12 protein-coding genes are annotated in these 13951 nt (G+C 35.3%); 10 read left to right on the forward strand and 2 right to left on the reverse strand.

Features of this window, described 5'->3' with window-relative positions; translation table 11 throughout:
- Positions 1–132 precede the first annotated feature (132 nt).
- Together EZJ43_RS00765 and namA are read left to right on the forward strand one after the other, a co-directional pair.
- Positions 133–1122, forward strand: coding sequence for an aldo/keto reductase (locus tag EZJ43_RS00765; RefSeq protein WP_133260747.1), 990 nt, complete (start codon positions 133–135; stop codon positions 1120–1122).
- A 55-nt stretch (positions 1123–1177) separates the two neighbouring features.
- Entirely contained in the window at positions 1178–2254 is a 1077-nt protein-coding gene (namA, locus tag EZJ43_RS00770) for an NADPH dehydrogenase NamA (protein ID WP_133260748.1), read from the forward strand.
- Between the two features lie 279 nt (positions 2255–2533).
- On the opposite strand, the gene EZJ43_RS00775 is transcribed toward namA, so the two are convergent.
- Positions 2534–4849, reverse strand: coding sequence for a TonB-dependent receptor (locus EZJ43_RS00775; protein WP_133260749.1), 2316 nt, complete (start codon positions 4847–4849; stop codon positions 2534–2536).
- Positions 4850–4961: 112 nt separating this feature from the next.
- Positions 4962–5294, reverse strand: coding sequence for a hypothetical protein (locus tag EZJ43_RS00780; protein WP_133260750.1), 333 nt, complete (start codon positions 5292–5294; stop codon positions 4962–4964).
- A 269-nt stretch (positions 5295–5563) separates the two neighbouring features.
- Here EZJ43_RS00780 and EZJ43_RS16980 point away from each other — a divergent pair, with 269 nt between their 5' ends.
- The 8 genes from EZJ43_RS16980 to EZJ43_RS00815 all read left to right on the forward strand — a co-directional run bounded on the left by EZJ43_RS16980 (position 5564) and on the right by EZJ43_RS00815 (position 13906).
- Entirely contained in the window at positions 5564–5722 is a 159-nt protein-coding gene (locus tag EZJ43_RS16980) for a hypothetical protein (RefSeq protein WP_165953055.1), read from the forward strand.
- A gap of 189 nt (positions 5723–5911) precedes the next feature.
- A complete protein-coding gene (locus EZJ43_RS00785; RefSeq protein ID WP_165953056.1) occupies positions 5912–6493 on the forward strand; it encodes a TlpA family protein disulfide reductase in 582 nt (193 codons plus the stop codon).
- Positions 6494–6790: 297 nt separating this feature from the next.
- Positions 6791–7849 (forward strand): nucleoid-associated protein, encoded by a 1059-nt coding sequence (locus tag EZJ43_RS00790; RefSeq protein ID WP_133260751.1) that lies wholly within the window; start codon positions 6791–6793, stop codon positions 7847–7849.
- 74 nt (positions 7850–7923) lie between these two features.
- Complete coding sequence (locus EZJ43_RS00795) at positions 7924–8904, forward strand: DUF6427 family protein (RefSeq protein WP_133260752.1); 981 nt, start codon at positions 7924–7926, stop codon at positions 8902–8904.
- A gap of 86 nt (positions 8905–8990) precedes the next feature.
- Positions 8991–9722 carry a type III pantothenate kinase gene (locus EZJ43_RS00800; RefSeq protein WP_133260753.1) on the forward strand — a complete coding sequence of 244 codons (732 nt, stop codon included), beginning with the start codon at positions 8991–8993 and terminating at the stop codon, positions 9720–9722.
- Positions 9706–11013, forward strand: a complete 1308-nt coding sequence (locus tag EZJ43_RS00805) for a hypothetical protein (RefSeq protein WP_133260754.1) — start codon at positions 9706–9708, stop codon at positions 11011–11013. Before EZJ43_RS00800 ends, EZJ43_RS00805 begins: the two co-directional genes overlap by 17 nt.
- On the forward strand, positions 11013–11588 hold the full coding sequence (locus EZJ43_RS00810; protein WP_133260755.1) for an LPS export ABC transporter periplasmic protein LptC: 576 nt from the start codon (positions 11013–11015) through the stop codon (positions 11586–11588). The genes EZJ43_RS00805 and EZJ43_RS00810 overlap by 1 nt, the downstream gene beginning before the upstream one ends.
- A 215-nt stretch (positions 11589–11803) precedes the next feature.
- Complete coding sequence (locus tag EZJ43_RS00815; RefSeq protein WP_133260756.1) at positions 11804–13906, forward strand: peptidylprolyl isomerase; 2103 nt, start codon at positions 11804–11806, stop codon at positions 13904–13906.
- Positions 13907–13951 lie beyond the last annotated feature (45 nt).

Below are 13951 nucleotides of genomic sequence, written 5' to 3' on the forward strand. Positions count from 1 at the left end.
AGCGCATTCATTAGCAAGGTGCTAAAACATCTTATATAAAATGTTTGTAGTATTTAACAATAGCTTAAACTTGTTACGTTTTAATGTGTAAAATAATTGGTTGAGCTTTATAAACTTTTAAAAAGAACAATTATGGAATATAGGAAGATTGGAAATTCAGATTTAGAGATGTCGGTAATTACTTTCGGTGCTTGGGCTGCGGGTGGTTGGATGTGGGGAAGTACAGATAGAAACGACGCAATAAATGCCATTAAAGCTTCGTACGATTTAGGCGTAACTTCAATCGATACCGCTCCAATTTACGGGCAAGGCGATAGTGAAGAAATTGTTGGTGATGCGATAAAAGGAATTTCTAGAGATGAATTACAGATTGTAACCAAATTTGGTATGCGGTGGGATTTAGCAAAAGGAGATTTTGGATTTAAAAGTAAAGATAACGATGGTAAAGATATCGACATCTATAAATACGCCGGTAGAGAAAGTATTATTTACGAATGTGAACAATCGTTAAAGCGTTTAAAAACAGATTATATCGATTTATATCAAATTCATTGGCCCGATAAAACTACGCCGATGAGTGAAACTTTTGAAGCCGTAAGTAGATTGATCGACCAGGGGAAAGTTCGCTACGCTGGGGTTTGCAATTTTAATGCTGAACAATTAAAAGAAGCAGGTCAAACTTTAGAAATTATTTCGAACCAAATTCCGTTTAGTATGGTAAATCGTGCGGTTGAAGATAAAACTGTTCCTTATTGTATCGAAAAAAATAAATCAGTTTTAGCTTATAGTCCGATGGAGAGAGGTTTATTGACTGGCAAAATTACCAAAGATTATAAGTTTGAGGCCGGCGATCACCGTAAGGGAAATAAATTTTTCACTGCTGAAAGTATTGAGCAAACAAATGCATTTTTGGCTAAAATTAAGCCTTTGGCTGATGAAAAAAATGCGTCGTTGTCGCAGTTGGTTTTACGTTGGACAATCGATCAACCTGGGATAACCATTGCTTTGGTTGGTGCTAGAAATGCAATGCAATCGGTACAAAATGCAGAAGCTGTTAATGTAAAACTAACTGTTGATGAGATTGAGTTTATCGATTTTGAATTGAAGAATGCTGGATTTTAATAATTAATTTTAACCGCAGTTTTATGCTAACTGTCGTTGATAAATCAAAAAATATATGTCGAAATTATTTAGTGCCCTTACTATAAAAAATGTTACGTTAAAAAACCGTTTGGTTATCTCGCCAATGTGCCAATATTCATCTGTTGATGGTTTTGCCAACGATTGGCACTTGGTTCATTTAGGAAGCAGATCGATTGGTGGCGCTGCATTAATTATTCAAGAAGCTACCGCGGTAACGCCCGAAGGTAGAATTACATACGGCGATATGGGTATTTGGAAAGATGAACACGTTGATAAATTAAAACAAATTGTTTCCTTTATCCATGCCAATGGTGCTGTGGCAGGTATTCAACTTGCACATGCGGGTAGAAAAGCAAGTTGCGAATTACCTTGGAATGGTGGTGAACAAATTACTGAAGGAGAAAATAGTTGGAAACCCGTTGCACCTTCTGCAATTCCGTTTAAAACCGAACAGGTTATTCCGCACGAATTAAGCATAAAGGAAATTCAAGAAGTTGTTACGGCTTTTAGAGATGCAGCAAGGCGTGCGAAAGATGCTGGTTTTAAAGTGGTCGAAGTACATGCTGCACACGGTTATTTATTACATGAGTTTTTTAGTCCGCTAAGTAATAAGAGAACTGATGTTTATGGCGGTAGTTTTGAAAATAGAATTAGGTTAACCATCGATGTTGTAGAAGCAGTGCAGTCGGTTTGGCCAGAAGATTTGCCATTATTTGTGCGTATTTCGGCTACAGATTGGACGGAAGGTGGTTGGACAATTGAGGATTCGTTACAATTAGCGGCGGTGCTAAAAGATAAAGGTGTAGATTTAATTGATACTTCTTCTGGTGGAAACGTACCTGATGCAAAAATTCCGGCTGGTCCAAATTATCAGGTTCCGTTTGCCGATAAAATTAGGAACGAGATTGGTATTTTAACCGGTGCGGTTGGCGTTATTGTTAAAGCCCACCAAGCAGAAGAAATTTTAGAACAGGGCAAAGCCGATTTAATATTTATTGCAAGGGAATCATTACGGGATGCGTACTTTCCTTTAAATGCTGCGCAAATTTTAGGTGATGATATTGAATGGCCTAATCAGTATGTGAGGGCGAAGAGAGAGGTTTTTAAATAAGAAATTTATTTATAATTATCGGATGAATATCAGCATGTTGCTAGTAATCATCCGATGATTATTTTTTTTTGTCGAAACCGTGGTCTTGTCTTTGGCGCCGACCCATTTTCAATATCATAATAAAAGTTACTAACTCTAAATAACCACATCGCTATTAGAGTTAGTAACTTTTATTTATTACTAAACCCATGGTTGGTATCTCACCGAAAATTTTCACCATCTTATAAAAAGTTACTAACTCTAAATAACTACAGCGCTATTAGAGTTAGTAACTTTGCATTATTTCACCAAAGCAAAAGGAATGTACAACCCAAAAGTAATATTCCTTCCAGTATTGTAAACGCCCAAATTTGGGTTTTCCGAGTCAAAACGACCTGGTTTGAACCTGCTCAGTGCATCGTAATATTTCTGATTAAGTAAGTTATTACCAGATACTGAAAGCTTTATAGGTTGTTTGCCCAAGTTAAATGTAGCGCCAATACCTGCGTTAAGCAAAGTATAACCACTCGTTTTTGTTTCAAAAATATCATCAACTCTGTTTTGTTTAAATGCCGAATTAATACCTACAGATAAATAAGCATCATTTGTGCCTTTCAACTTTGGCTCAAAGCGTAAATTATTTCGCAAACTTGCTGCAGGAATAAAAGATAGGGGCTTGTTTAGGCTTTCATTCTGCGCATGCACATACCCAAAAGTATTTTCGAAGTGAAGAAATGGCACTGGGTGGATAGTCAAACTCGCTTCCGCACCATATAGGTTAGCATTAACCTGTCCATAGCGGTAAACTGGAAAATCAGTACCGTCTACATCTTTTAGCTCGCCGTTATTTGATGCATAAATATAGTTATGGATATAATTGTTATAGATGCTCGCAGTCGCACTCACTATTTTGGTATCATAATCTATCTCTGCATCAATTTGAAAACTTTGTTCTGGAGATAGACCTGAATTACCAATTTCGTACCTAAATGTGCCTTCATGCACACCATTTGAACCTAATTCGGCAGGATTTGGTGCTCTAAAAGCAGAACCCGCATTTGCCTTAAGATTCCATTCTTTACTAAACTGGTGCGTAAAACCCAACGCTCCACTTACATTTGAAAATTTATTGCTAAATCCCGCAAAACGTTCCTCTCCGTTATCTACAAGCTGTTTTCCATCATTTTTTCTAAAATCGTAGCGGGCACCAAAATTTAAAGTATTGCTGGTCCAGTTTTTCTTTATATACGCAAATGCGCCAATTCCGAAACTGTCGTAAGCTGGAACAAGAAATTCGATGCCTTTATTTTGGCTATGTGCATCTTCCATGCTTAAGCCAAAAACAGGTTGCCAGCCATTTATTTCATTAATATAATATTTTAAGTCTGCTGTATATGTTTTAAGATCGAAAAACAGCGTTGGGTTAGGTCCATCCAACTCACGGCGTTGATTGCGCTGATAACCTAAATCTGCTTTCAAATAGCCATCACCTAAAATAATGTTATTGTTTAATGCTATTTTAAAATGTCTAATGTCTTGCCGTGGATAACTTAGATCGCGATTTCTATAATCCTGATTCGTAAAAGCGCTACCGTCTTCTTTCACAAAATTACCATCAGCATCTAAATTTGGCTCATAAAAACCAATATTATTACGGAAGTTAGAAACATTTAAATGCGAATAGCCCCAGCTTTTATTTAAGCCGACCATACCACTCAAATCAGTTTCGTTAAACCCCGAATTTGGAAAATAGTTTACTGGTGTTTTAAAAGAGTAAGCATTTTTATAAGTCCCTCTGGCTCTCCAAACAAAGCCATTCTCGTTGCCATTTACCATTAAAGAATTTGCAGTTAGGCCGTTATTGGTAGCATAATTACTAATGAATTCGCCGTTAATTTCGCCCTGCGGACCAGCGTTTGGAGCCAATAAGTTAATAACACCACCCAACGCATCAGAACCATACATTAAAGATGCTGCGCCTCTTAGAACTTCAACCCGATCTGACTTGAATTGATCAATTTCAATTCCATGTTCATCGCCCCATTGTTGCCCTTGTTGTTTTATGCCGTTATCCAAAGTCACAATTCGGTTATAGCCTAAACCTCTTATTACAGGTTTAGAAATTGATGGTCCAGTAGTAATTTCCGAAACGCCCGGAATTTTAGTTAATGCATCAATCAAATTATTAGAAGGTGCTAACAATTGAGCTTTGTTTAAAACTGCTGATGATGAACTATTCCTTTTGCTCGTACTGCTTATTAAAGTGCCTGTAATTACAATTTCCTTCGCTTCAATGGCCGTAGGTTCAAGCTCGAAATGGAGGTTTTCTCCGGTAGAAAAGTTTACACTTTTAGTGGCTGTTTTATAACCAATGTAGCGCACCTCGACTAAATAAATCCCTTTTGCAGGCAGATTTCTTAACGAAAATTCGCCGTTTTTATCGGTTACTGCGGTTACTTTTAAATCGGGAATATAAATGGTTGCACCTGGTAAAGTTTGGTTTGTACCAACTTCGGTAACTTTTCCATTAATGTCTTTTAAAGCAGATGCAAATATTGGGTTGCTAAATAATAATGTATATAGAATTACAAAGCCTAATAGCTGTAATTTTTTCATAAAATGAGATAATTTTAAATGATAGAAATAGCCGAAAATTAAAGCACAATAAAATTGTACGATTAATTCAGCATAAAATTGATAGAAAACGCGAACGTTTTTTTAGGAAAGTTTAAGCAATTGGCGGACCACGTAAAGAAGTATGCTTTAATTCTACGTAAGTATTTTTAAGTACAGGTACAGCAATGCCGAAAATTTTAACGGAAAGGAAAACCCTGTAAATATTATGCGCTTGTACGTAGTTTTTTTCGAAACCAGCATGGCAAATGAAACAATTATCTGCGTGTGCCTTTACATGGCTTACGTGATGACAGTTGGTTTCTTGTTGCGAAGTTGGAATTTCTTTATGATGGTGCAAAATGCTCCACGGCGTTAAAGCAATAGCAAAAACCACCAACATAAATGTTGATAGGAGTAGATTTATACGTTTTGCATGCTTTTTCAATCTGCCAAAAGTAATAAATAGTATTTAATTATCTATAAAGGTATTTTAATCCGATATTATAATGTTACTTTAAAATGAGATGTTCGCTATTGAAAATATGCGAACGGTTTAAGGGATTTTCCCTTCTTTTGCGTTGGTATGTTTGTTGCATGTATTGCTCTGACCGAAGGCAACTTAATATAACCTGAACGTTATTAGTCTTTTTAGCTAAATTTGAAATAAATTAAGAAAGGAAAAAATGAGACAAAGGTTTTAAGAGATTTTAGAATATGAAGACTAAAAACATAGAAATAGAAAAAGAGTTTGACACAGTTGAAACCTTTAGAAAAATTAAGGATTCAATTTCAAAAGATTTGTCAGGAAAATCTACAGAACAAATATTGGAATATTTAAGAATGAACAGCATGAAACTACAAGTCGAAAAATAGCACTTCACACAACATCGAACTTATGCAAGAACGGCTGAACGGTGGTTTAAGGTTAGTTCATCAATTATTTACTTAATTTGGTACGGGGAACCAATGGTTTTTCAAGCAGTTCCACTTCTTCACAAATTTTCAAAACAGTAGGTATAATCACCCATTTAGATAAGTAAGCCATAAATAAAAAGATAAATAATGGATAGATTCTTGAAATTTCTTAAGAAAAACATTGTAAATACAATTTTGCTGGTGCTTTTTGCCGTTTTATTTTTCGTGCCTGATGCAAAAGCATTTGTGTTAAAAGGATTCATTAATATTGGGCTTTTTTCGCCTGATATTAAGGAGGAGAAAACAGTAGTACCAGATTTAGATGGCATAAAGTTTAAAAACGCAAAAGGCGAAATAGTCGATTTAGGAGAATTAAAAGGAAAAGTTGTTTTTCTCAATTTCTGGGCAACATGGTGTCCGCCGTGCAGGGCCGAAATGCCATCTATTAACAAATTATACACGCAGTTTAAAGATGATGCGGATGTGGTTTTTATTTTTGTAGATGGCGATGGTGATCTACCAAAAGCAAATGCTTTTATGAAGGCTCGAAATTATCAAATGCCGGTATTTAAGGCAGAAAGCAATGTGCCGAATCAAATATTTTCGGGCTCACTGCCAACCACTGTTATTTTTGATAAACAAGGTAGAATATCGCTAAAACATGAGGGAATGGCCGATTACAGCAGTAAAAAAATTATTGATTTTTTAATGAAGTTAAAGGCTGGATAGGGTTTTTTGATCCATTAATGTAGTTCGATTATCCGCTATAGAAATGTAGTATTTAACTTTTAGAAAGGAATATTCGATTGACCAACAGGGGTTATTAGCACAAACTTTCGTAAATAAACCTGATCGAGGCGGTAGCTCCCGATTCGATAACTATCGGATTTTTATCGGGACTATAGCAAAGAGCAGGGCTGTCGCAACCGAAGAACTACTGCTGTTGGTTTTCCAAGAGAAAAATTGATTTATTTTAGCACACTTTAATTTTAATCTATATTTAATTGCTTTCATTACTTTTGCGATATGATTTCATTTTTCGAAGCCTCGCTTAAGCAACTTTCTATTCACCATACTGGCAATAAATTAGTTGAAGAATATTACAAACTATCTGATGCGCCTTTGAATATTGATGATGAAACGCTCAGTAACTTGTTAATGCAATATTTCTTAAAGCCTTTCGAAAAGGTGAACGAAGTATTCCGCTTTTACCACCCAAATGATAATTTGCAATTGAATGAGGTTTATCACTTTGTGAACGAAATTTTCGAAAACAACGAACTTTTTCACGAAGACTCGCAACAGCTTGCGAAGCATTTATATGATGTAGCCAACCACCCAAAAATTAAATCGGGCGAATTATATGTGGCCTATTTTGAAAAGGTACAAATTGAAGGCGAGCAGTTGGATTGTGTGGGAATTTTTAAATCAGAAAATAAAGAAACCTACTTAAAAGTTTATCCCGAGCTTGATGGCTTTGGCGTAAGCTACGAACAGGAAGCGATAAGCATAAACAAGTTAGATAAAGGTTGTTTAATTTTTAATGTGGATAAAGAAGAAGGGTATAAAGTTTTAGTGCTCGATCAATCTAAAAGTAACAATGAAAGTGCGGTATATTGGAAAGATGAATTTTTGAAGCTTAAAATTAGGAATGATAGTTATAACCAAACCAATAACGTTTTGGGTGTTTATAAAAGCTTTGTAACTCAAAAATTAGACGATGATTATGAAATTAGCAAAGCCGATAAGATTGATCTGCTAAACCGATCTATGAAATATTTTAAAGAGAAGGAAACTTTTGATATTGAAGAATTTAGCAATGAGGTAATTGGAAATGCAGCGGGAATAGAATCGTTTAAAAATTATAAAAAAAATTACGAAGAAGAATATGAATCGCCTATTGCTGATGTTTTTGAAATTGCAGAATCTGCGGTAAAAAAACAGGCGCGGGCGTATAAAAGCGTTTTAAAATTGGATAAAAACTTTCATATTTATATTCATGGAAATAAGGATATGATCGAAAAAGGATACGACGACGATAAATCGATGAATTTTTATAAAGTATATTTTAGAGAAGAGGAGTAGTGATCAGTTGACAGTTAACGGTGCCAACCAATAAACTAACCAACTAAAAAACTAATCAACAAACCAACGAAAGCATGATCAATCAGTTTAGAAAACTTAATCCTATTAACCTTGTTTTATTATTGGGTTATGCTTTTTTCATGCGTATCTCTATTTTTCTTGAACTGCCAGCGAAATTAAATTTTGATTTCTTTGAGCCTTTTGCACGCCTATTAATTAATGTGCCAATTGGCAATTCACTTTCTCCTACTGCTAATATTTGCATTGCCACTATCTTTATTTATATACAGGCACTTATTTTTAATAGCGTTATCAATAACCATAACCTGCTTGCTAAAACTAGTTTTTTGCCCGGGCTTATGTTTGTTACGGGCACAAGTTTGTTTATGCCTTTTATGGTTTTGAGTCCGGCTTTACTATGTAATTTTCTTTTAATATGGATTATTGATAAATTTTTGAAGTTGGGTAAAACGGCCAACTCCGTTACCATGGTTTTCGATATTGGGATGATTATCGGTATTGGCACTTTAATGTACTTTCCGTTTGTTGCAATGCTGTTGATGATATTTTTGTCGTTATTGCTATTTCGTCCTTTTAATTGGCGCGAATGGATCTCTGGTTTAGTAGGCTTTATTACTATATTTTTCTTTTTAGCCGTTTGGTATTATTGGAATGATAATTTAACTTTATTTTATAAAATTTGGAAACCTTTAGGCAATAAATTCCCTTCAGTTTTTACCATTAACTACAAGGATTATTTATCTCTTGTTCCGGTTTCCATTATTATATTATTGGCATCATTACAGTTGAGAGAGAATTTTTTCCGCAGTTTTATAAACACTAGAAAAGCTTTCCAACTCTTGTTTTTTATGTTTTTGATTGCGGGTGCAAGCTTTTACCTAAAACCCGATTTTAGATTATGGCACTTTTTACTGTGCGTTGCGCCTGCTGCAGTGATACTTGCGTACTACTTCAGCAACGCTAAAAAACGTTGGTTTTACGAAACTTTGTTTGTGCTATTTGTGCTCTCAGTACAGTATTTTCTGTTTGTTTAACCTTTTTTAACAAAATGTTACCCTAAAACTTGTTAAAGATTAATAGCTTTGTGAAATGAAGTTTGGAGTAGTTTTTTCTCGGCCAAATGCATAAGCTTAGCATAGATGTTGGTAATACAGCCACAAAAATTGCTATTTTTGTAAATCGAGAAATGATTAATTATCAACGATTTAGCAATTTTAATATAACGGATTTAACGGAAATAGTTAAGAAGTTTAATGTTAAAAAATCTATAATCAGCAGTGTTGATGAAGACATAACCAACCTGGAAATTTTTTTAAAATTAAATACAGATTATACCCGTTTTACTACTTTATTGTGCCACGGGATACACAATAAATACAAAACACCACAAACTTTAGGATTAGATAGGTGGGCTGCGGTAATTGCAGCAAAAAGTATATACAAAGATTCTGCAAATTTGGTTATTGATGCAGGCAGCTGTATTTCTTACGATTACTTAAACACTGCACACGAATATTTCGGTGGTAGTATTAGTCCGGGAATTAACATGCGCTTTAAAGCCATGAACGATTACACTGGGCGTTTGCCTTTATTGGTGTTAAATGATAAATTGCCAATACCCGAAGGGGTGGATACGGAAACGGCCATGCAAAATGGTGTTTTGCAGGGTGTGATAAATGAAATAGAAGGCTATATTGGCCTAAACAATAAAAAAACTAGTGCCTTAAATGTGATTTTAACAGGTGGCGATGCAACGTTTTTGTATAAGCAATTACAAAACAGCATATTTGCGCCTCAAATAGTTATAGATCCGTATTTGGTTTTAAAAGGATTAAATGAAGTTATTGCATAAAATGTCTAAAAAATTAAGTTTTATTACAACCATACTCCTAATCGTTTGTGGTTCAATTGCTCAAGCACAGGTTACTACATCATCGCCATATTCTCGTTATGGTTTAGGCAATCTAAGCGGTTCACTTTTACCACAATTGCGTGCAATGGGTGGTATTTCAACTGCGGTAAATAAGGTAAGTGGGTTTAATTATATCAATATGCAAAACCCGAGTTCTTACGCTGATATTACATTAACCACTATTGATATGGGCATGAGCACGAGTTTAACAAGTTTAAGCAAAGGTTCGTTAAGCGAAAATAATTTCAATGCAACTTTTTCTCATTTGGCTTTTGCTTTTCCAGTTACAAAGCGTTCGGGTATAAGTTTTGGCTTACTTCCCTATTCAGATTTGGGTTATAGCAATAGAAATACTACAAAAATTGATACCATGTCGGTTGATCAGATTTATCAAGGTGAGGGTGGTTTATCAAAAGCTTATTTGGGTTACGGATACCGTTTCGGCGATCATTTTAGAATTGGAGGTAATGTAGAATACATTTTTGGTAATTTGCAAAACACCCGTTCAACCGAATACGTGTCGCCTGGTGCTGTAAATTCTCGTATTCAAGATAAGAACAGTGTTGGTGGTTTAAGTTATTCGTACGGGTTGCAGTACGATTTTAAATTAGCAGCTAAAACCACTTTAACGATAGGCTATTCTGGTAGTACTGCAAGTAAAATAAATTCGCTTCAATCTAACTACGTTACGCAATACCTGGTTACGGCGGGTGCAGAAGGTACAGCGCTTGATACTTTGAGTAGTTTCGAAAAGGCAAAATCTAGTTTAAAACTTCCGTTAATCCATAATTTTGGAATCTCAATACAGCAGAATAATAAGTGGTTGGTTGGGGCTGATTTTAGGATGGGCGACTGGTCTAAATTGCAAATAAACAACGTAAACCAAGGTTTGCAAAATAGCTACGGCGCATCACTCGGTGCACAAATTACCCCCGATATTTCTTCTTATAACAATTACTTTAAAAGAGTTGATTACCGTTTTGGTGTAAACTACGATAAAACCTACGTGCAGATAAATAATCAAGATATTAAGCAAATGGGCGTATCGTTAGGTTTTGGCTTTCCATTGCCATCTGCGCAAGGTGGTTTATCTTTTTATAAAGTAAATTTTACCACAGAGTTAGGCCAGCGTGGTACGTTAGATAATAATTTGGTGAAAGAAAAATTCATTAATTTTCGTTTAGGCTTCACTTTAAACGATACTTGGTTCCGTAAATACAGGGTAGATTAATGAAAATAAAAACATTTTTTAGTTTCAGCGCTTTTCTGGCAGTCGTATTATTGGTTGCTTGTTCTGGTGATGAATTGAAAAATGTAAACTCTATTTCTGCAAAAAAAATAACTTTTTCCAAAGATAGGACCGAAGGTGTTGAGATTATTTATAGTGATTCTGCACGTGTAAAAGGAAAAGGTACAGCTCCGATTTTGGATAAGATAACACCATCCGATGGGAGTATTTACGAAGAGATGCCAAAAGGCGTGAAAATAGATTTTTACGATGTAAAGGGAGCGTTATCGGGCACATTGGTAAGTGATTATGCCATTAGAAGGGAAAGCGAACAAAAAACTACTTTTACCAAAAACGTGGTTGTAAATAATGTTAAAGGCGATAAGTTTAGTTCAGAAGAGTTAATTTGGGATGAAGGGAAGAAGCTATTCTATTCTAACCAAAGGGTTTATGTAACTACACCCGATGGAAATAATGTAGATGGCATGAATTTCGAAGCACCGCAAGATTTTAGTTCGTACCGACTTACACAAGGCAGTGGAGCGGTAAATATGAAAGAGGGTTTATCTCCTCAATAACTAAAATTTATATTTTTTGCTTGTGATAAATTGTTCAGAATCTTAAGTCAAATTATATAATCTTATTGAAAAATTACACCGTTAAAAAATGGAAATTTTGGCCTTGCTATTTGCTTAAAAATTAAACACTTATTAAATAAAATTTTGTGTTTTCTTTTTTGAGGCAAATTTGTATCTTGCGCCCTCTTAAAAAACAAATAAATTATAGGTACAATATGGGAATAATGACACATTTGCGTAATCATCCAGGGAAAGTAATTGCGGCTATAGGTATAGCAATGCTTGCATTTGTCATAGGGCCAGCTCTCGAGTCTGAACCTGTCAAATACTTAACCTCTTGGTTTACAGGGAAGTTACCTCCTGATGCGATTGGATCGGTTGATGACGTAATGATTAAATATGAGCAATTCAGCCCTAAAGTAGAGCAAAGCGTCAATCAGTTTAAACAGCAATACGGTGGCAATGTAAATCCGCAAATGCAAGCAATGGCTGTAGATCAAGCTTGGAATGGCGAATTGGGCAATATTCTTTTAAATAAAGAGTATGATCGTTTGGGTTTAAGTATATCTAGCGATGAACTTTGGGATTTATTGCAAGGTAAAAATCCAAGTCCAATTATAAAACAATATTTCTCTGATAAAGAAACCGGACAAATTAACCGTGCTTCTTTAACTCAGTTTTTAAAATCTAAAGATCCTCAAGCTGCAAATCAGTCGTTATTGTTGCAAGAGGAAATTGAGAAGCAAGCATTACAGCAAAAATATTCTAATTTGATTCGTAACTCAGTATATGTAACTTCGTTAGAAGCTACAGATGATTATACAAACCGTAATAAATTAGCAAACTTTAAATATGTTAATTTAGAGTACGCATCAATTGCAGATGCTTCTGTAAAGCCAACCGATGCAGATTACACTGATTATTACAACGAAAACAAAGCTCGTTTCAATAATCCTACAGAAACGCGCTCATTTGAGTATGTTACTTTTAGCATTAACCCAAGTACTGAAGACTCAATTGCGGTTAAAACTCAGGTAGATAAAATTGCAGCAGATTTTAAAGCAGCACCAAACGATTCGCTTTTTGCAGCCATAAATTCTGATGTTAAATTGCCATTTACTTATTCATCTAAAGGAAAATTAGATCCAGCAGTAGATTCGGCAGTTTTCGCTTTACCAGCAGGAAGCTTTTACGGTCCTAAATTATCTGGCAACGCTTACAAAATGGTAAAAGTTATCGGTACACGCATTTCGCCTGATTCTGTTAAAGCAAGTCATATTTTAATCGATCCTTCAAAAGTAGGTGGCGAAGCAAATGCAGTTAAACTGGCCGATTCGTTAAAAGGTGTAATTTTAAAAGGGGGCAATTTTGCCGAGCTTGCAAAAACTTACAGTATTGATGGATCGAAAGAAAAAGGCGGCGAGCTGGGTACATTTGCGCGTGGTGCAATGGTTCCTGAATTCGAAAATGCAGTTTTTGATGGTAAAGCTGGTGATATTAAAGTTGTTAAATCGCAATTTGGTGTTCACGTAATTAAAATCGAAAAACAAATCGGTTCATCTAAAGTAGTTAAATATGCTTATGTAGAGAAAGCAGTAGCTGCAAGTAATAAAACACAAACTGCGGCATACAAAGCAGCAAGTAATTTTATGAACGATGTTAAAGGTAAAGACTTTAATAAATATGCTCAAGAAAAAGGTTTTAAAATTGGTTTAGCTGATAAGGTTACAGCAACGCAAGGTTTTGCTCCAGGTTTGGATAATCCTCGTAAATTAATTCAAAATGCTTTTGCAGCAGATAAAGGAAGCGTTTTGCCCGAAATTTATACCATGAACAATGCCTACATAATTGCGCATTTAACGGATATTAAACCAAAAGGAGAATTACCTTTAGAGGCCGTTAAAAAAGAAATTGAGCCAATGGTAATTAACGCCGTTAAGGCAAAGCAATTGGCGGCAAAGTTTGAAAAAGCTGGAAACGGAAGTTTAGATCAAATCGCAACAAAAGTTGGTCGCTCGGTTTTCCCAGTAGAAAACCTTGTGTTTGCCAATCCGGTAATTCCTGGTGTATCACAAGAAACTAAGGTTGTAGGTTCGGTATTTGGTGCGCAACCAGGTAAAGTTTCTAAGCCTGTTGATGGCGAAAAAGGTGTTTACGTTTTTGTTGTAGATGGTTTTACAAATCCGGCTCCAATTGCAAATATGTTTAAACAAAAAGAAGCAATGTTGTTAAGTTTAGGTCAGCGTTCTTTAGGCGCAGCGTTCCAAGCCTTACAAGATCATGCTAAGATAAAAGACAATCGCGTGAAATTCTATTAATTAGAATTTGCGTAATTTTACAACCGTTTCAATGTATAATTGAAA

The organism is Pedobacter changchengzhani, assembly GCF_004354365.1.
Lineage (GTDB): Bacteria > Bacteroidota > Bacteroidia > Sphingobacteriales > Sphingobacteriaceae > Pedobacter > Pedobacter changchengzhani.